This is a genomic window from Streptomyces sp. NPDC006365, assembly GCF_042870755.1.
Classification (GTDB): domain Bacteria; phylum Actinomycetota; class Actinomycetes; order Streptomycetales; family Streptomycetaceae; genus Streptomyces; species Streptomyces xiangluensis.
Genome location: NZ_JBIAHS010000031.1, coordinates 63,887 through 83,143, shown reverse-complemented (window position 1 = coordinate 83,143; position 19,257 = coordinate 63,887). Strand labels below are relative to the sequence as shown.

The window sequence follows — 19,257 nt, the reverse complement described above, 5'->3', positions numbered from 1 at the left end:
ATGGCCGGAGACGGGGTATCAACATATCTGGCGTTGATTTTTGGCACGCTGTTGAGTTCTCAAGGAACGGACGCTTCCTTTGTACTCACCCTCGCAGGCTTTCCTCCGGGCTTCCCTTCGGTGTTTCCAACCTTACCAGAAGCATTTCCGTGCCGTTTCCGGCTCGGAATTTACTTCGGTGGCCAGTTGGAGGGCCTTGCCTATTCAGTAGCCTTGCGGCTCCCTTTCGGCGGGTCCGACTTTATCAGAAGTTTTCGACCGGACTGACCGGCCACTCGTTCCTGAATAATCGGGAGGGGCTTCTCCGGAAGTAGATCCCGAGAAGCGGATAGATAGACGTTCACTGCCGCTATCGAAGCTGTCCAGCTCCGCGCAACTGTGTAAATCTACCTCCCCACACGTCCCGTGTCAACGGCTCCCGTGGGGCGAGGTACGAGGTTAGCACCTCGGATGGAGTGCCTGCACATCAGGCGGCGGTCGGTACGGAGGCGCTGCGCTCCGTCTCCTCGACGTCGCCCGTGGCGCCGGCTCGTGCCGCGCGACCGCCCAGGACGTAGACGTACGCAAGGAAGGCCAGTTCAGCGGCGATGCCGATGGTGATGCGGGCCCAGGTGGAGAGGCCGGACGGGGTGACGAAGCCTTCGATGGCGCCGGAGACGAAGAGGACCAGGGCGAGGCCTATCGCCATGCCCAGGGCGGCGCGGCCCTCTTCGGCGAGGGCCGCACGACGGGACCGGGGGCCTGGGTCGATCAGGGTCCAGCCGAGGCGTAGACCCGTACCTGCGGCTACGAATACGGCGGTCAGTTCCAGGAGGCCGTGCGGGAGGACGAGTCCCAGGAAGGTGTCGAGGCGGCCCGCCGAGGACATCAGGCCGATGCCCACGCCCAGGTTGAGCATGTTCTGGAAGAGGATCCAGATGACCGGCAGGCCCAAGAAGGCACCTAGAACGAGGCACATGGCTGCGGCTTGGGCATTGTTCGTCCATACCTGGGCTGCGAAGGATGCCGCGGGGTTGCTCGAGTAGTACGTCTCGTACTGGCCGCCGGGGCGGGTGAGCTCTCGTAGCTCGCTGGGGGCCGCGATCGAGGACTGGACCTCGGGGTGGGTGCCGATCCACCACCCCAGGATGGCCGCGACCGCGGTGGAGAGGAGCGCTGTGGGGACCCACCAGTGGCGTGAGCGGTAGACCGCGGCGGGGAAACCGTACGCAAGGAAGTGGGTGACGTCGCGCCAGGAGGCTCGGCGTGTGCCTGTTACGGCACTACGCGCGCGTGCCACGAGTTGACTGAGGCGGCCGGTGAGTTGGGGGTCCGGGGCGCTTGACTGGATCAGGGAGAGATGGGTCGCCGTGCGCTGGTACAGGGCGACGAGTTCATCGGCCTCCGCGCCCGTGAGGCGGCGCTGGCGGTGCAGTAGTGCGTCGAGCCGGTCCCACTCGGCACGGTGGGCGGACACGAAGACGTCGAGGTCCATCGGGTTGGCTGCTCCTCGGCTGCTCGTCGTGTGGTCAGCTTGTCGCACTGCGGCGCGATGTGCCCTCAGCTTGGCAGACTGGCTGTTCTCAGGGCAGTTCGGGGAAGGACGGCGGGCGTGAGTGAGCTTGTGACGGGCGAGGCGGTGGCACTGGAGCTGCGCCCCGCGAAGCTGCCGAGCCGGGCGCTGGCCGTGCTGATCGACCTGGTGGCGGCGATGGCCGCGTACGTCGCTGTGACGGTGGCCCTTGTGGTCTCCACGGCCGGTCTCGATGAGGCGGCGCAGACGGCGGTGTCCATCGCGGCGTTCCTCCTTGTGCTGGTGGGCGGGCCGATCGCGGTGGAGACGCTCAGTCATGGGCGTTCGCTCGGGAAGCTGGCGTGCGGGCTGCGGGTAGTGCGGGACGACGGCGGGCCGATCCGGTTCCGGCATGCGCTGGTGCGTGGGGCGGTCGGTGTGGTCGAGATCCTGATGACGCTCGGGATCGTGGCGTGCTTCGCGTCGCTCGTGTCGGCTCGGGGGCGGCGGCTCGGTGATGTGTTCGCGGGGACCCTGGTCGTGCGGGAGCGGATTCCCGCCGGGCGTACGCCTTTCGTTCCTCCTCCTCCGCCTTGGCTCGCGGGGCGGTTTTCCGGGCTTGATCTGTCCGCGGTTCCCGATGGGCTGTGGCTTGCGGTTCGGCAGTATCTGACGCGGATGCAGCAGTTGGATCCGCAGGTCGGTGGGGCGATGGCGGAGCGGCTCGCGGCCGACGTCGCGGAGCGCACCGGGGCTCCGGCGCCGCAGGGAGTGCCATCGGCGGCGTATCTGGCGGCCGTGATGCACGAGCGGCAGGTGCGGGAGGCCCGGCGGGCGTTCGGCGGCGGAGCGTCCTTCGGCGATGGGCCTGTCGGGGGCGGAAGCGGGGCTGGATCGGCCGACCGAGCCGCCACCCGGATGCCACCCGCCGATTCTGCTTCCCACCCGGCGATGCAGCCGCCGAACTCCGCCTATCCCTCAAGCGCGGGCCCAGCGGTTCGCCCCTCGGGCTCTGAGTCGACGGCGCCAGCCGAGCAGAGGGCCTCCGCCGCAGCTCCGCAGGATGCCGGGAACCAACGCCCCGCGACCGGGTTCGTACCGCCCGCGTGACCCTGGACGTCCTGTGGGCGGTCAGCGGAACGTCGACGGCGGGGACTCGAGATCCTCGAGTTCGATGCCGGGTGCGGAGAGCACGACGTCGCCGGAGAGGTGGACAGTGTGCTGCTCGCCCGTGTCCAGGGCTGTGACCTGGTATTCGTCCACCGTCAGGGGGTCGTTGTCAGTGGCGTGTGCTTCTCTTTTGATCAGAGCCCAGGACTGGTCGACAGTGCGCGGGGCCAGGACCGGGTCAGTGAAGGCGACGAGGCGTACGCGAGTGGCGGAGGAATCAGGGGTGAGGCGCAGCAGACGTGCGGTGGCGATGAGGAATGCGGGGGATGTGCCGGTGAAGGCGTGGGCTCGGACATTGCCTTCGGTGGCGTGAGTTCCCGTGGGGTCGGTGCGGACCCAGGTGACGCCGTCGAGGGCGGCGCCTCGGACCTGCCAGCTCGCAGCGTGGAGTTCGAGACGAATGGGGCGGCCGAGGTCGTCGAGGGCGAGGTCGACCGAACCGGCGGGGTCGCCGGAGGGGGTGGTCACCTGGGAGACGTAGCGCCAGCCGGAGGGGCCGGGCGCACAGTGGAAGCGCTCTTCAGCGAGGGGGGTGTGGTGGTGCGGATCATGGAGCGAATATCGGCCGCGGGGCATGGGGGTTCGGTCCTCATCGGGGACAGGCCCCCGCCATGGCGGCGAGGGCCTGCTGACATCCGTGAGCCGAGCGGTGGTACCGCTGCTCGGCAGGGTGCTCAGTAGCGGTAGTGGTCCGGCTTGTACGGGCCCTCGACCTCGACACCGATGTAGGAGGCCTGCTCGGGGCGGAGCGTGGTGAGCTTCACGCCGAGTGCATCGAGGTGCAGGCGGGCGACCTTCTCGTCGAGGTGCTTGGGGAGCACGTAGACGTCGGTCGGGTACTCGGACTGCTTGGTGAACAGCTCGATCTGGGCCAGGGTCTGGTCCGCGAACGAGTTGGACATCACGAACGACGGGTGGCCGGTCGCGTTGCCCAAGTTCAGCAGGCGGCCCTCGGAGAGGACGATGATCACCTTGCCGTCGGGGAACTTCCAGGTGTGGACCTGCGGCTTGACCTCGTCCTTGACGATGCCCGGGATCTGCGCGAGGCCGGCCATGTCGATCTCGTTGTCGAAGTGGCCGATGTTGCCGACGATCGCCTGGTGCTTCATCTTGGCCATGTCCGAGGCCATGATGATGTCCTTGTTGCCGGTCGTGGTGACGAAGATGTCGGCCTTGTCGACGACCTCGTCCAGGGTCGTGACCTGGTAACCGTCCATCGCGGCCTGGAGGGCGCAGATCGGGTCGATCTCGGTGATGATCACGCGGGCGCCCTGTCCGCGCAGGGACTCCGCGCAGCCCTTGCCCACGTCGCCGTAGCCGAAGACAACCGCGGTCTTGCCGCCGATCAGGGTGTCGGTGGCGCGGTTGATGCCGTCGATCAGGGAGTGGCGGCAGCCGTACTTGTTGTCGAACTTCGACTTGGTGACGGCGTCGTTGACGTTGATCGCCGGGAACAGGAGGCTGCCCTCACGCTGCATCTCGTACAGGCGGTGGACGCCGGTCGTGGTCTCCTCGGTGACGCCGCGGATCTCCGAGGCGAGCTGGGTCCACTTCTGCGAGCCGTTGGAGATCGTCCGGTTGAGGAGCTCCAGGATGACGCGGTGCTCGTCGTTCTCGGCGGTGTCGACGGACGGGACCTTGCCGTCCTTCTCGTACTCGACGCCCTTGTGGACGAGGAGGGTGGCGTCACCACCGTCGTCCAGGATCATGTTCGGACCGCCGGTGGGCGTGTTCGGCCAGGTCAGAGCCTGCTCGGTGCACCACCAGTACTCCTCCAGGGTCTCGCCCTTCCAGGCGAAGACCGGGATGCCCTGGGGGTTGTCGGGCGTGCCGTTCGGGCCGACCGCGATGGCAGCGGCGGCGTGGTCCTGCGTGGAAAAGATGTTGCAGGAGGCCCAGCGGACCTCGGCGCCCAGGGCGGCCAGGGTCTCGATGAGCACGGCGGTCTGCACGGTCATGTGCAGGGAGCCGGTGATGCGGGCGCCCGCGAGGGGCTGCGCCTCGGCGTACTCATTGCGGATCGCCATCAGGCCGGGCATCTCGTGCTCGGCGAGGGTGATCTCCTTGCGGCCGAAGTCGGCCAGGGAGAGGTCGGCGACCTTGAAGTCCTGTCGGTTTTCGACAGTCGTCATGCGAGCTGCTCCTCGGATTGGGTCGAGGGTGGGTACGGCTGATCTGCGCGGTGTCGAGCATACGAATGCCCGACGCCTGTGCGCAGCGCAGTCCGTCGGAGGCCCTCTCTCCCTCGGTCGGCCCGCACGGGCCGCCCGACCGCCATCAGCAGCGACGTCTGGCTCAGTGTACGAACCTACACCGATCGGCCCAGCGGACCCCAGTCCGCCTCCGGCCAGATCGAGACACGGAGGCGGGGAACGGAGGCACGAAGGAGGTGGGTTGCAGGAGGGCTGCGAGGTCAGGAACAGAGGGCAACTTACCTTCCTGCGCTCAAGGTTCGATCGGGGCCGAAAATGTCCGGCGGCGGTTCGTCTGTCAGAACGCACGCAGGCCCGCCGAACCGTTGGCGGTTCGGCGGGCCTGCGTGCGTGCGAAGCAGAGGGCGGGCCCCTCCTCACACGGAAAACCGTGCCGGAGGGATCAGTGCTCGGCTGGCTTGGCCGGGCCGCTCGGGGCGGCCTCGCCGTCTGAGCCCTTTGCTGCTTCGGCTTCGCTGTAGATGTCGGGCTCGAGGTAGATGACTCGGGCGATGGGGACGGCTTCGCGGATGCGCGACTCGGCGGCGTTGATGGCGGCGGCGATCTCGGTGGCCGTGTCGTCGTGCTCGACGGCGATCTTGGCGGCGATCAGGAGTTCCTCCGGGCCGAGGTGGAGCGTGCGCATGTGGATGATGCCGGTGACCGTGTCGCCGTCGACTATGGCCGCCTCGATCTTCTTGACCTCTTCCACTCCGGCGGCCTCACCGAGGAGGAGCGACTTGGTCTCGGCGGCCAGGACGATCGCGATGAGGATGAGCAGAACGCCGATGCAGAGGGTGCCGATGCCGTCCCAGACGCCGTCGCCGGTGGCCAGCGCCAGGCTCACGCCGCCGAGCGCCAGGATCAGACCGACCAGCGCGCCCAGGTCCTCCAGGAGGACGACGGGCAGCTCGGGCGCCTTGGCGTGGCGTACGAACTCCTTCCAGGACTGCTTGCCGCGCAGGACGTTGGACTCGTTGATGGCCGTCCGGAAGGAGAAGGTCTCGGCGATGATCGCGAAGACGAGGACGCCCACCGGCCAGTACCAGTGGTCGATCTCGTGCGGGTGCTTGATCTTCTGGTAGCCCTCGTAGATCGCGAACATACCGCCGACCGAGAAGAGGACGATCGAGACGAGGAAGGCGTAGATGTAGCGCTCGCGGCCGTAGCCGAAGGGGTGCTGCGGGGTCGCCTCGCGCTGGGCCTTCTTGCCGCCCAGGAGCAGCAGGCCCTGGTTGCCGGAGTCGGCGAGTGAGTGCACGGACTCGGCGAGCATCGACGAGGAGCCGCTGAAGAGGAACGCCACGAACTTCGCTACCGCGATCGAGAGGTTGGCGAGCAGTGCCGCCACGATCGCTTTGGTGCCGCCTGACGCGCTCATGTGTTCCCGATGTCCCTTCGTCTGCCGTCCGGGGCATTCCGTCTGCCGACCCGGCTTTGCCCGCCTTTTGCGGTGGGCCATTGTTGCAGCCCGGTCCGACAGTGGTGCATCAGCCCGTCGCCCTGGCCATTACGACGGCTGTCTCAGGTCACGACAGTGGCCCGGAAGACCGTGCCAGTGCCGGACACTTCGGCTTTTTCGCCCGCCGGTACGAATACGGACTGGCCAGGCGTGAGAGCGTGCTCGCCCGCCTGTACCGAGCCCGCGGTGCACAGGAGGATCTGCGGGGTGCGGAGGGTGAGTTCGTGGGCCGCGGTGCTCTGCGGAAGGACATAGCGCGAGAGGCGGAACTCGTCGATCGGCGTCTCGTAGACCTCCTCGCCGTCGGGGGACGCCTCGGGGCGCAGTACGCCCGGATCGCTCGCCTCGAAGCGGACGATCCGCAGGAGTTCGGGGACGTCCACGTGCTTGGGGGTGAGCCCGCAGCGCAGGACGTTGTCGGAGTTGGCCATGATCTCGACGCCGAGGCCGTTCAGATATGCGTGCGGGACGCCGGCGCCGAGGAACAGGGCCTCGCCGGGCTGGAGTCGGACGTGGTTGAGCAGCATCGCGGCGATGACGCCCGGATCGCCCGGGTAGTGGTGGGCGATCTCCGCGTACGGGGCGTGCGGGCCGCCCAGGCGTGTGCAGGCCGCGGTGGCTTCGGTGACCGTCGTGGTCATCTGCTCGGGGTCCGCGGACAGGACGGCTGTCAGTACCTCGCGCAGGGCGGCGTCCTCGGGGTGGGCGTGCAGCAGGTCGACGTACGGCTTGAGGGAGTCGATCTCCAGGGCGGCAAGCAGATCCCCGGCCTCGGCCGGAGCCCGGAATCCGCACAGGCCGTCGAACTCCGTGAGCGCACAGATCAGTTCGGGCTTGTGGTTGGCGTCCTTGTAGTTGCGGTGCGGGGCGCCGATCGGGACGCCGCGGCGCTCCTCGTCCTCGTAACCCTCCTTGGCCTGGGCCAGATCGGGGTGCACCTGGAGGGAGAGGGGGGCGCCGGCGGCGAGGATCTTGAGGAGGAACGGCAGGCGCGGGCCGAACTTGGCGACCGTCTCGGTACCCAGTTCACGCTCGGGAGCCGCCTCGATGAGCTCGGTGAGGGGGCCGCGGGCTGTGCGGGAGGGCGCGCCGGGGTGGGCTCCCATCCACATTTCGGCCTGCGGTTCGCCGGTCGGCTCGACACCGAGGAGCCGCGGGATGGCGGTGGTGGAGCCCCAGGCATAGGGACGGATGGTGTTGTCGAGGCGGTCCATGGGGTTCTCTCTGCGCTCTCTGTTCACGCGGTGACGTGTTCACGTATTCACGGCGGTCGGCCTGTTCACGGCTGTCACAGGGCTCGGCCAGTTCGCGGCAGTCACGGTGATCCGCCGCTGGGCAAGCATCAGGCCCCCGCGGTGAGCGCCAGGTAAACGGCCGCGAAATCCGTGATGGCGATCAGCTCCGCGAGGGTCTCCAGGTCGCTGCCGTCCTCCGGTTCGAGTTCGCTGATCGCGGTGTCGTGGCTGAGGGCGAGGTCGCGGGCGGCGGGAGCGGCGGTGCGGCCTCCGGCGGGGCGGTCGCGCAGTAGGACCACGCGCGCGTGGAGGGCTTGTGCCTCCTCGACGCGGTCGCGGAAGAAGTCGTCGGGGTCGGCGCCGGCCGCCAGCGCGCCCGAGAGCAGCACGCTGTGCGCGGCGAGCGCCTCGGGGAGTTCGGCGGTGAGCGCGGGGCGGCCCGCGAGTTCCGCCATCGCGGCGACGAAGCGGCGTCCCGCGGGGCCCGCGGACTGGCCCTCGGTCCAGATCACCGGGAGCGCCTCGGCGAGTTCGGCTGCGAGCGTCTTGGCGGGATTGCTGTACGTCGCGATGGCCGGACCGCAGCGTTCGGCGACGTGGTCGAGGCGGTCGGCGACCTTCTGCAGGACGTCGGGCGGGGCGGACAGCAGGCCGGTGCGGTCGAGCAGCACGAGCAGCGGGGTGAGCAGTGCCCACAGCGAACCGGGGGCCGAGGCGGCGGCCGGTGCCTGCGGCTCGTAGGGGGCGGTTGCCATCGGTACGGCAAGGCCATGGGCGGCCGTGAGCGCCTCGGTCAGCGGGGCGTGGGGCGGGCAGACGGCTACGACGGTGAGGCCGCGTCGGTAAGCCTGCTCGACGAGGATCGACAGGCCCGGTTCGCTGCCGTCGGGCGTGGCGATCAGGAGCAGGTCCACGGGGCCCGCCCAGCCGGGCAGCTCCCAGAGGAGGGCGCCCGCGGCGGGGGCCACGCCTCCCGGTGTGAGCCGGGTGACGGGGCAGGCGGCTCCGGCAAGGGAGCCGAGCAGGTCGGCGACGCCGATGGCGGCCAGGCCGGGGCCCGCGATCAGGATGGCCCTTGGGCGGCCGTCCGGCTTGAGCTCGGCGATTCCTGCCTCGGCGGCGTGCCGGACGGCGGTGCGTACGCGGGCGCCTGCTTCTGCGGCGCCGCGGAGCAGCTCGCGGCGGTCGGCGCGGGCGAGCGCCTCCTGGTCGTCGAGCAGAGATTCGTCGAGCATCTGGGGCAGCCTCCGGGCGCCGGTCGCTGTCTTTGGGGTCTACGCGGGGCGGCGGGCCTCGTCGATCAGGAGCACCGGGATGCCGTCGCGGACCGGGTATGCCAGGGCGCAGTCCTGGGATGTGCAGACCAGCTCGGTGTCCTGCTCCTTGAGTGGGGCGTGGCAGGCCGGACAGGCGAGGATCTCCAGGAGGCCGGCTTCCAGCGGCATTTGGGGGTCCCTTCGGGGTGGAATGTGGGCGGATGTGGCCTGGTCAGAGTACCGCTGTGGGGGGCGGGGTGCTGGGCGGTGCTTCTTTCCCCGAGCCCGCCCCTTCCCGAGACCGGGAGCTCCGCCCCAGACCCTCCCGTTATCGGCCTGACGGCCTCGTCCTCAATCTCCCCCGGCTACCGCTGGGAGGTGCCCCCGGACGGGCTGAGAATCAGCCCGTCCGGCGATTGAGGAGCGGGAGGCGGCCGAAGGCCCGGCCTCGGACCGCGGGCGGGCGCTCAGCCTCTGATGATCGCCAGTGCCTCGTCCCGTACCTTCGTCATCGTTGCCTCGTCGCGGGCCTCTGCGTTCAGGCGGAGCAGGGGTTCTGTGTTGGAGGCGCGGACGTTGAACCACCAGTCGTCGGAGGAGACCGTCAGGCCGTCGAGTTCGTCGAGGGTGACGCCCTCGCGGCCCTCGTACGCGGTCTTGATCGCGGCGAGGCGGGCCTTCTGGTCGTCGACCGTGGAGTTGATCTCTCCGGAGCCGGCGTAGCGGTCGTACTGGGCGACCAGTCCCGACAGCGGGCCCTCCTGGCCGCCGAGGGCCGCTAGGACGTGGAGGGCGGCGAGCATGCCCGTGTCGGCGTTCCAGAAGTCGGCGAAGTAGTAGTGCGCGGAGTGCTCGCCGCCGAAGATGGCGCCGGTCCTGGCCATCTCGGCCTTGATGAAGGAGTGGCCCACGCGCGTGCGTACCGGCGTGCCGCCGTTCTCCCGGACCACCTCTGGTACCGACCACGATGTGATCAGGTTGTGGATGACGGTGCCCTTGCCGCCGTGCTTGGCCAGCTCGCGAGAGGCGACCAGGGCGGTGATCGCGGACGGCGAGATCGGGCCGCCGTTCTCGTCGACCACGAAGCAGCGGTCGGCGTCGCCGTCGAAGGCGATGCCGAGGTCGGCGCCCTCTTCGCGTACGCGCTTCTGGAGGTCGACGATGTTCGCCGGGTCCAGCGGGTTGGCCTCGTGGTTCGGGAACGTGCCGTCGAGCTCGAAGTACATCGGGACCAGTTCGAGGGGGAGCCCGGCGAAGACGGTGGGCACTGTGTGCCCGCCCATGCCGTTGCCCGCGTCGACGACGACCTTCAGGGGGCGGATGGAGGTCAGGTCGACGAGGGAGCGGAGATGCGCCGCGTAGTCCTCCAGCGTGTCGCGCTGCGTGATCGTTCCGGGCGTGGCCGCCGGCTCCGGGGCGCTGGAGTCCGCCCAGGTCTCGACGAGTTCGCGGATGTCGGCGAGGCCCGTGTCCTGGCCGACGGGGGCGGCGCCCGCCCGGCACATCTTGATGCCGTTGTACTGCGCGGGGTTGTGCGAGGCCGTGAACATCGCACCCGGCAGGTTCAGCGCCCCCGACGCGTAGTACAGCTGGTCCGTCGAGCACAGTCCGATCTCGGTCACGTCGACGCCGCGCGCCGTCGCCCCACGCGCGAAGGCCCGCGACAGGCCCGGCGACGAGGGCCGCATGTCGTGCCCGACCACGATCGCGCTCGCGCCCGTCACCTGCGCGAAGGCCGCGCCGAACAGCTCTGCCAGCGGCTCGTCCCACTGATCCGGGACCACCCCGCGTACGTCATACGCCTTCACGATCTGCGACAGATCAGCAGCCACGGCCAACCCTCCTGGATTCCTCATCGGTGCCCCCAAACTACCCGCCCGGACCGACACTGGACCGGGCGGTCTCCGAGAGATCGCGCCGGGACTTGTGCCAGGACTTGCGCCAGGACTTACGGAAGCATCCACTCCAGTACGACGGAACTCTGCCCGACCACGATCAGGCACATGACCAGCAGCAGCCCGAGGCTCCATGGCAGCACCTTGCGCAGCAGGTCCCCTTCGCGGCCCGCGAGGCCGACGGCCGCGCATGCGATGGTCAGGTTCTGCGGCGAGATCATCTTCCCCAGGACACCGCCCGAACTGTTGGCGGCCGCGAGGAGCTCCGGTGAGAGCCCGGACTCCCGTGCCGCGGTGACCTGGAGGGCCCCGAAGAGTGCGTTGGCTGAGGTGTCCGACCCGGAGACGGCGACACCGAACCACCCCAGAACCGGTGACAGGAAGGCGAGCCCCGCCCCTGCCGCAGCCACGAAGTAGCCGATCGTGGCGGCCTGCCCCGAGAGGTTCATGACGTACGCGAGCGCCAGGACGGATGTCACGGTGAGGATCGCGAACCTCAACTCGTGGACGGTGGCCGCCCATTCCTTGACGGCCACGCGCGCGTGCACCCCGAGAACGACCGCCGTGCCCACACCGGCTAGCAGCACGAGCGTGCCGCCGGTCGAGACGATCGGCCACGAGAAGACATTGCCGCTGACGGGCTCCCCGTCCGGGTTCGCGACGTTCAGGAAGGGCCAGTCGAAGGTGCGGGTCGCCTTTGCCAGAAAGTCCTTCACCGCGGGGATCTGGGCCACGGAGAAGATCGCGACGATCAGGGCGTACGGCGCGTAGGCCCGCACCACTTCGGGGCGCGGGTCCTCCTCGTCCAGGTCCTCACTGCGTACGCCGGTCAGGACAGCCACGCGTACGGGCTCGGCGGCGGGCCTGCGTGCCTGGGGCATCGCCACCAGGGCGCCCGCTCCGGCCAGGGCGGCGCCGATGTCGGCGAGTTGGGCGGAAAGGTAGTTGGAGGCGGCGAACTGGGCCACGGCGAAGGCCACTCCGCACGCCATGGCGGGCACCCAGGTCTCGCGCAGTCCGCGCCGCCCGTCCACCAGACCGACGAGCACAAGCGGCACCACGAGGGCCAGCAGAGGCGTCTGGCGGCCCACCACGGAGGCCACCGAGTCCAGGGGCAGTCCGGTGACCTGGGCGAGCGTCACGACTGGCGTGCCCATCGCGCCGAAGGCGACGGGCGCGGTGTTGGCGACCAGCGCGACCACGGCCGCGCGGACGGGTTCAAAGCCGAGCGCGACCAGCATGACCGAGCAGATCGCGACAGGCGCGCCGAAGCCTGCGAGGGCCTCCAGGAGCGCGCCGAAGCAGAACGCGACGACAAGCGCCTGGATGCGCGGGTCGTCGGAGAGCCGCCCGAAGGAGCGGCGCAGGATGTCGAAGTGCCGGGTATGGACGGTCATCCGGTACACCCACAGGGCATTGACGACGATCCACAGGATGGGGAAGAGGCCGAAGACGGCGCCCTGTGCGGCGCTGGAGACCGCTTGGCCGAGGGGCATGCCGTACGCGAAGCAGGCCACCAGGGCCGCCGCCGCGAGGCCGATGAGTCCCGCCAGGTGCGCCTTCATGCGGACGCCGCCGAGCAGGACCAGGACGAGGACGAGGGGCAGAGCCGCGACTAACGCGGACAGGCCGAGCGAGCCGGCCACGGGCTCCAGTTCCTGGACGTACACAGAACCTCCCCGAATTCCGCGATGCGGAAGGCAATTTCTCACGGGTGAGGGAATGGTCGTGTCCGCGACAAGTACTCGTCAATGCCCGTACGACATGCCCGTACAGGACGGCGTGAAAATGCGCACCGTAAGCGCACCGAGTGAAGTTCCCGTCGGGGACGGGCGGTTGAACGAGAGGTCAGGAATCCGGCGAGCGCAGTACCCGCAGGTGGCCGCGGCGTGCGACCTCCATCGGGTCCGCACCGCGCGCTCCGCCGGCCTGCGCCGCGCGCTCCTGGGGCCGGGCCGCCTCACGCACCGCGTTGGCGAGCGCCTCCAGGTCGTCGCCGCTGGGGCGGGAGGGAGCGGAGCCGTTTGTGAGCCTGACGACCTCCCAGCCGCGCGGGGCGGTGAGGCGCTCGGAGTGCTCGGCGCACAGGTCGTAGCAGTGGGGTTCGGCGTAGGTGGCGAGCGGGCCGAGGACGGCGGTCGAGTCGGCGTAGACGTACGTCAGCGTCGCGACGGCGGGGCGGCCGCAAGCGGTGCGCGAACAGCGACGTACAGGGCTCACGACGTTGGACGGTACCGCACTCTTGAGCGGGCCGCGACGGATCTTCCCCAGGTCACCCCACCGTGTCGTGCTGTGACACCGGCCACACGAAAATCCGCACGAGTCCGGCTGACCTGCACGTACACGCCTTGCCGAAATACCGGACAGCCTGGATCCGATCACCACTTGGCACAAATCATGTCAACCACCGTGAGTTCGACGGTTCGTAGAGATACGGAAACGAGCCCAAGCTTGGCTGGAATGGTCATCAAGCGACATGTCCCGCGACTGCCGCACGCGCGTGGTGGGACCTGTCCGTGGAGGTCCGGCAGCGCACGCGGAGGCGGTCGGGCAGCCGCGTGGAGGCAGGGCACCCCGACCGGACGAGGACTACGCTTCGTCAGTGATGGACAACCCCGTACCCCCCGTATCGCCCCGCGCCGCCGACCCCAGGCCCCGCCGTCGTGACCGCCACGGCCGGGGAATGCGCGGACCCGTCGCGCCGCCCCAGGTACCGCTCGCCGCGAGCCGGGCCGAGGTGTTCGCGGATCTGGTGCAGGACTCCGTGGAGCGGCTGGAGCGGCGCTGGCCGCAGCTTGCCGACATCGAGTTCGTGGTGCTGGAGGTGCCACGCCTCGAACCGAAGAGGGGCGGGGACTGGAGCGACGAGGCGGTACCCCTGGGCGGCACGATCGCGGCGCACGACGGCCGGCCCGGACGCGTCGTCGTCTACCGCCGTCCGGTCGAGATCCGCACCAAGGGACGCGACGAGCGCGCCGCCCTGGTCCACGAGGTCGTGGTGGAGCAGGTCGCCGAGCTGCTGGGGCTGACTCCGGAGACGGTGGATCCCCGGTACGGCGAGGACTGACTTCCAGAGGACCGACATCCAGAGGGGCATCGCGTACGAGGCCATGGGCGCGTAGCGGCCGAAACAAGCCGCACGCGCGCGTGGAGGCCGAAAATCCCGCGCGCCCCTACTTCTGCAATACCGAGAGATCCTGCTCCGCGTCCGGCACCGCCACCATCCCCCGGTCGTCCGGCAGGGTCTGGACCGTGAACCTCGGTATGCCGCCCTCGGGGATCTCCAGCGTTCGCGCCGCGTAGACGGGGCCTCCGGAGAGGGGCTCGACGGTCAGCGCGTACGAGCCCTTGAGGCCGCTGGGAACGGGCGCCTCGATGTCCTGAGTGGTACCGCCCTTGACCTTGTACGTCTTGCTCGTGGCCGTGCCACCCTCGCTGCCGGCAGAGGCGGTGACCTTGACCTCGGCGGCCTCGCCGGGGGCGACCACGGAGAGCGTGGAGCCCTTGGCGCGGTTGTCGGCGACCGTCGCGCGCGTGCCCACCGGGCGGGTGGCCGGGATGAACGCCGTCTCCTGCTTGTCGCCCTTGCCCCGCACGACCCGCAGCCCGGCCACGACCGGCACGGACTCCTCGGTCGGCGTCAGCACCAGGGAGCCCGCCTCCCCGCGCGTGACGTCGCCGAGGTCCGCGGCGGCCGTCATACCGGCCTTCACATGCAGCGTCTCGTTGCCGGCGGGCGTGATCAGCCCGGACTGTGAGGCCAGCTGCACCTTCAGGTCGGCGTCCAGGTCGCCGGGCGTGAAGGCGACCAGACGTACGGAGGTGGCGTCCTTGGGGATGCCCGGCAGGATGAGGCTGCCCGACGGGTCGGCGGAGGCGGCCAGCCAGTCGCCGCCGAGCTTGTCGTCGAGGGCTTGCGCGGTGGCGGCGACCCGGCCGCTGCGGACGGTCACGTGCACCGTGAGGTCGCTCTGCTGCTCGTCGATCAGCGTGGACAGCAGCACCGGCTCGGTGGACTGCGGCTGGACCTGAATGCCCTCACCCGACGCCGACTTGAGGCTGCCGTCCTTGCCGTACAGCTCGATGTCGACGACAGCGGCGGAGTCGTCGGTGTTGGTGAGGTGCACGTAGTCGGTGCGCTCCTCGGCCGTACTGGTGCCCGCGAACCAGAACTCCGTGTCCGGAGCCGTGCAGTTGGCGCCGAGCAGGCCGCGGCCGGTGCCCGACGGGACCTCGGTGGTCTGCTGGACGGTCCAGCCGGGGGCGAAGCCGCCCTCGGCGGTGCCGAGGAGTGCGGGCGCGTCGGCACCGGACACCTCTCCGGTGACCGGCTTGCCGGGCTCCTTCGGCGTCAGGACGGGCTTCTTGGCCGCCTCCTTGTCGCCGTCGTCGCTGTTGCCGCTCTCCTTGTCGCCGTTTTCGGAGCCGTCCGCGGACTCCTCGCCCGCCGGGGCGAGTTCGGCCCTGCCGTTCGTTTCGGCGCCCTCCGTGACGGGCGTGAACGACGTGTACGCGGTCTCGGCGACGTCCGAGGCGCTGGGCCCCGGGCAGAGAAGGCTGGTGCGCTCCACAGGCATCTGGGTGGCCGTTTTCGCCGCCGTGTCCGAGCCGGAGGCCTCCGGCTCGGTGAGGGAGGCGAATCCGGCGACGGCGGCGAGCGCGGCCACGGTGGCGATCAGGGACACGGTGGGGCGGTTCACTGCTGGCTCCCGTCGGGGCGCTCACGGTCGGTGCCGTGCGGCGGCTGCGGCTGCTGCTGCGCGGGGTCGTACGGCGCTTCGTACCCCTGGGCGTACGGCTGCGTCGGGTCGTAGGCCGGGGTCCCCGACCCGTACGCGTACGGGTCGTACTGGCCTGCCTGGTACGAGTCCCCCTGGTACGGCTGCTGCTCATAGGTGCCCGCCTGGTACTGCTGGGCACCCTGGTATTGATCGCCGTACGCGCCGTACTCCGAGCCCGTGCCCGCGTACGCCGTCGCCTCCCACTCGTTATAGGGCTGCTGCTGCGGGACGGCGGCCGGGACCGGTGGCTCCTCCGGAGGAGGAGGCGGGGCATCGGGCGTGAACTGGTCCTCCTGGGCCGTCTGTTCTGCCTCGGCCTGGGCGCGCAGCCGACGGGCCCTGCGGCCCTCGCCGGAGACGGGCTGGGCGGGGACGGCCGGCTCCTCCGGGAGGTCGTCGTCGACGTCGCGGCGCCGGCCGGGCAGGGCGAGGACCACGAGGACGACAGCCAGCGCGCCCTGGGCCCACAGCCAGCCGGTGTGGAGCGCCGGCGACTCGAAGGTGACATCCAGCCGGCCGTCACCGGCGGGCAGCTCGAAGCCCTGCGCCCAGCCGTCGAGCGTGGTCCTTGTGAGCGGCTTGCCGTCGAGGGTGGCGGTCCAGCCCTCGTCGGCGGTGTCGGCGAGCCGCAGTACGCGTCCCGCGGTGCCGGAAGGGATCGTGGTGTGCACCTCGACGGGTCCGGCGGCGATGGGCTGCGGGTCGCCTGAGGCGGGAACGATGGCCGCGCGGGAGACCTGCCGGTCCACGCGCCACAGGGCGCTGCCGTCCTGCTGGCTCAGCCGGGTCAGTCCGGGCGTGGCGTCCAGGACGCGGCTGACCTCGCGGGGCGCTCCCTGGTGCACGAGTACGTAGCGCACGGCGAACCCGCCGAGCTGGTCGGCCTGGTCGGCTCCGGAACCGGCCACGAGGTTGGCGACCACGGACTCGAGCTTCTTGTTCTCTCCGTCCGCGGTGGCCAGTTCGGCGTCGCCGAGCCTGGCGCCGGAGCCGCGTACGAGCGTGTAGCCGACCCGGGCGGTCGAGTCGCTGTCGAGGACGAGGGTGCGGGCCTGGTCGCGGGTGCTGCTCTCCTCGGCGACGAACGCGGGCACCTGGACGGGGTCGCGCCGCTCCAGGGGCCCGTCCGCGCCGCCGATCATCCACCCGGCGGCGACGAGCAGCGGTCCGGCGGCGGCGGCGAACGCGATGAGCGCGGCGACCGGCTGACGCCAGCCGAAGCTCTGCTCGGCCACACGCGAGCGTGCCCCGTCGGCACCGAGCGCGGCGGCGGCGAGGAGGGCGAGGCCGTAGACGAGCGTGGCGGGCCCGGCCCAGGTGGAACCGTTGGACAGGACGGCGAAAACCAGCCCCACAAGGGCTGCCGCCCAGGCCGTCCAGATTTCCAACTGACGCTGTGCGCGCAGCAGGGCGGCGAGCGCGGCGCACACGATGCCGCTGAGCATCAGCCCGCTGACGGTGCCGGGGCCGCCCGGGCTGCCACCGAGCAGGTCGAGCGCGGACGCCGCCCCCTCTCCGAACTCGAGGCCTGCCTCCTGGAAGAAGCCGAAGGGCAGCAGTGACAGCGACCAGGGCGCCAGGACCAGCAGCGGAGTGCCGACCTGGGCCAGGAAGCGCAGCCCGTAGGCGACGATCTCGCCGCGGCGCACGGCCAGCAGCGCGAGGCCCAGCACCAGGGCGATGGGCCACACGATCGGCGTGAAGGCGGTAGCCAGGGTCAGCAGCAGCGCGTACGCCCATGTGGCACGCCAGCTGCCGCGTGCCGCCGTCGAGGCGAGGCCGCTCGCCGCGATGCCCGCGCGCGCGATGAGGGGCAGCAGGACGGCGAGCACGGCGGTGCCGATACGGCCACCCGCGAGCGCTCCGGTGGCGGCGGGCAGGAAGGCGTACGCGATGGATCCCCAGGCACGCAGCAGTCGCGACTGGACCAGGGGCCGGGAGGCGAAGTACGCGGCGAAACCGGCCAGCGGCACGGAGCCGACGAGCAGGACGGTGACCGCGAGCCCGGTGGAGCCGAACAGCACACTGGCGAGCAGCGCGACGAGCGCCAGATAGGGCGGCGCGGACTGGGTGCCACCGGCGCCGACAGGATGCCAGCCGTCCAGGTATCGCGCCCAGAGCGCGGATGCGTCGGCGGGTGCGGGCAGGAGGGCGCCGCCCGCGAGCGCACCGCCGCCGATCAGTTCCCGGCAGGCGATGAGCGCGGCGAAGAGGAGCACTACGAAGAGCACAGGGCCGGGCTTGCGTGCGACGCGCTTGAGCCGGGCGAACTGCTCGATCTCCAGGAAGTCGGCGTCATCTCCGCCGGGCCCGGACTCGACGGCGCCGCCGTGCCGGCCGGCCGTGGTCAGCTCGGGATCGGAGCTGCCCACGAGATTACCCGCGACCTGCTCGATGGTGGCCCGCACGGTCGCACCCGGCGGCGGGAACAGCTCGCGCAGCTCCCCGTTGTCGACCTGCGGACGGCCGCGCCTGCGCCGCCCGGCGATGATCCGCTCGGGCCGCAGCAGTGTCCCCAGAAGACCTCGGATCTCGTCGACGGCCTGTCCGGGGACCTTGCCGACGAGGTACGCGACGGTGCGCAGCAGTGTGCCGAGCACGAGCCTCAGCAGGACCCAGGGCAGCACGGCGCTGCGGGAGTTGACGAGCAGCGTGTAGACGGCGCCCGCCTTGTCCACCTTGTGCGGGGAGGCGGACGTACGGCCCACACAGTCGACGGTGCGCCGCTCGCGGGAGGCCGCCTCGGCGTGGCGTACGACCGCTTCGGGGGCGACGAGGACGCGGTGCCCTGCGGCCTGGGCGCGCCAGCACAGGTCGACGTCGTCACGCATCAGGGGCAGCCGCCGGTCGAAGCCGCCGAGCTGCTCGAAGACGTCGCGGCGGATCAGCATGCCGGCCGTGGACACGGACAGCACGGGCCGTACGTGGTCGTGCTGTCCCTGGTCCTGTTCGCGCCGGTCCAGGCCGGTCCAGCGGCGGCCGCTGTTGGCGATGGTGACGCCGACCTCGAGGAGCTGCCGGCGGTCGTACCAGCCGCGGAGCTTGGGTCCGACGATCGCGACGTCCTTGCCGAGCTCCTGCTCGTTCTCGACGACACGGAGGAGCTGGGCCAGGCTGTCGGGTTCGGGGGCGCAGTCGTCGTGCAGGAGCCATAGCCACTGGACGGGCTCGCCGTGCGGAAGCTCCGGCATGTCGTACGCGTCGTCGCGCCAGGTGCGGTTCACCGGGTCCCAGCCGCTGGGCCGCTTCAGGTACGGCAGGTCGTCCGGAGTGAGCGCGCCGGCGGTGCGGGCGGCCTCGTCGACGGCCTGGCCGAAGCCGGTGCGCCGGGCGAGGTGCAGCACCCGGTCGGCGCCGAGCGCTTCGGTTACCAGCCGGGCGGAGTCGTCAGCGCTGCCGGTGTCGGCCGCCACGGCGTTCTGCACAGGGCGTTCCTGACCGAGCAGCCCAGCGAGGGCGTCGGGCAGCCAGCGGCCACCGTCGTGCGAGACGAGCACGGCGGTGACCACGTGCCTCGGAAACTCGGGCGGGCGGGCCGGGTCGAACGCCGCCGGGCGGGCCGGGTCGAACGCCGCCGGGCGGGCCGGGTCGAACGCCGCCGGGCGTGACGGGTCGAACGCTGCGGCGGCAGCGTCGTACTGAGCTGCCGGATGGCTGTGCGCGGACATCGAGGTACAGGCCCCGGTTCGATGGACTGCGGTGGACGCCCATGCCCTGTGTGGGCACTGGGGCGTCTCGGACGGAGGCCCACACTAACGGCTGGACAACAGTGGG

Annotated in this window: 15 protein-coding genes; 3 read left to right on the top strand and 12 right to left on the bottom strand. The window is 70.6% G+C overall.

The annotated features are described in order from the left end of the window. Positions 1–267 (top strand): hypothetical protein (locus ACFYO0_RS44465; RefSeq protein ID WP_388687649.1); only part of this gene is annotated, 267 nt, incomplete at its 5' end. Positions 268–466: 199 nt separating this feature from the next. Here ACFYO0_RS44465 and ACFYO0_RS44460 read toward each other — a convergent pair. Next, positions 467–1,474 carry a stage II sporulation protein M gene (locus ACFYO0_RS44460; protein WP_388687647.1) on the bottom strand — a complete coding sequence of 336 codons (1,008 nt, stop codon included), beginning with the start codon at positions 1,472–1,474 and terminating at the stop codon, positions 467–469. Between the two features lie 117 nt (positions 1,475–1,591). Between ACFYO0_RS44460 and ACFYO0_RS44455 the strand changes: the two genes are divergently transcribed. Further along, on the top strand, positions 1,592–2,602 hold the full coding sequence (locus ACFYO0_RS44455) for an RDD family protein (RefSeq protein WP_388687645.1): 1,011 nt from the start codon (positions 1,592–1,594) through the stop codon (positions 2,600–2,602). A 21-nt stretch (positions 2,603–2,623) separates the two neighbouring features. Here ACFYO0_RS44455 and ACFYO0_RS44450 read toward each other — a convergent pair whose 3' ends face one another. The 9 genes from ACFYO0_RS44450 to ACFYO0_RS44410 all read right to left on the bottom strand — a co-directional run bounded on the left by ACFYO0_RS44450 (position 2,624) and on the right by ACFYO0_RS44410 (position 12,922). Further along, positions 2,624–3,238: a hypothetical protein gene (locus ACFYO0_RS44450; RefSeq protein WP_388687643.1), complete on the bottom strand. Its 615-nt coding sequence runs from the start codon at positions 3,236–3,238 to the stop codon at positions 2,624–2,626. 98 nt (positions 3,239–3,336) lie between these two features. Then, on the bottom strand, positions 3,337–4,794 hold the full coding sequence (ahcY, locus tag ACFYO0_RS44445) for an adenosylhomocysteinase (protein WP_388687641.1): 1,458 nt from the start codon (positions 4,792–4,794) through the stop codon (positions 3,337–3,339). A gap of 463 nt (positions 4,795–5,257) precedes the next feature. Continuing rightward, entirely contained in the window at positions 5,258–6,235 is a 978-nt protein-coding gene (locus tag ACFYO0_RS44440) for a cation diffusion facilitator family transporter (RefSeq protein WP_388687639.1), read from the bottom strand. Between the two features lie 143 nt (positions 6,236–6,378). Further along, positions 6,379–7,530 (bottom strand): mannose-6-phosphate isomerase, class I, encoded by a 1,152-nt coding sequence (gene manA / locus ACFYO0_RS44435; RefSeq protein ID WP_388687637.1) that lies wholly within the window; start codon positions 7,528–7,530, stop codon positions 6,379–6,381. 128 nt (positions 7,531–7,658) lie between these two features. After that, on the bottom strand, positions 7,659–8,786 hold the full coding sequence (locus ACFYO0_RS44430) for an SIS domain-containing protein (RefSeq protein WP_388687635.1): 1,128 nt from the start codon (positions 8,784–8,786) through the stop codon (positions 7,659–7,661). Positions 8,787–8,825: 39 nt separating this feature from the next. After that, complete coding sequence (locus ACFYO0_RS44425) at positions 8,826–8,996, bottom strand: Trm112 family protein (protein WP_388687633.1); 171 nt, start codon at positions 8,994–8,996, stop codon at positions 8,826–8,828. Positions 8,997–9,274: 278 nt separating this feature from the next. Further along, a complete protein-coding gene (locus ACFYO0_RS44420) occupies positions 9,275–10,639 on the bottom strand; it encodes a phosphomannomutase/phosphoglucomutase (RefSeq protein WP_388687632.1) in 1,365 nt (454 codons plus the stop codon). A gap of 116 nt (positions 10,640–10,755) precedes the next feature. Then, positions 10,756–12,372, bottom strand: a complete 1,617-nt coding sequence (locus ACFYO0_RS44415; protein ID WP_388687630.1) for an L-lactate permease — start codon at positions 12,370–12,372, stop codon at positions 10,756–10,758. 178 nt (positions 12,373–12,550) lie between these two features. Then, a complete protein-coding gene (locus ACFYO0_RS44410; RefSeq protein ID WP_388687629.1) occupies positions 12,551–12,922 on the bottom strand; it encodes a DUF3499 domain-containing protein in 372 nt (123 codons plus the stop codon). A gap of 385 nt (positions 12,923–13,307) precedes the next feature. Here ACFYO0_RS44410 and ACFYO0_RS44405 point away from each other — a divergent pair, with 385 nt between their 5' ends. Next, the gene (locus ACFYO0_RS44405) at positions 13,308–13,769 is read left to right on the top strand and encodes a metallopeptidase family protein (protein WP_386341034.1); all 462 of its coding nucleotides are present in this window, start codon (positions 13,308–13,310) and stop codon (positions 13,767–13,769) included. Between the two features lie 106 nt (positions 13,770–13,875). Here the strand turns inward: ACFYO0_RS44405 and ACFYO0_RS44400 are convergent, their stop codons facing one another. Then, on the bottom strand, positions 13,876–15,402 hold the full coding sequence (locus tag ACFYO0_RS44400) for a DUF5719 family protein (RefSeq protein WP_388687627.1): 1,527 nt from the start codon (positions 15,400–15,402) through the stop codon (positions 13,876–13,878). Then, on the bottom strand, positions 15,399–19,151 hold the full coding sequence (locus ACFYO0_RS44395) for a glycosyltransferase (RefSeq protein ID WP_388687625.1): 3,753 nt from the start codon (positions 19,149–19,151) through the stop codon (positions 15,399–15,401). Before ACFYO0_RS44395 ends, ACFYO0_RS44400 begins: the two co-directional genes overlap by 4 nt. Positions 19,152–19,257 lie beyond the last annotated feature (106 nt).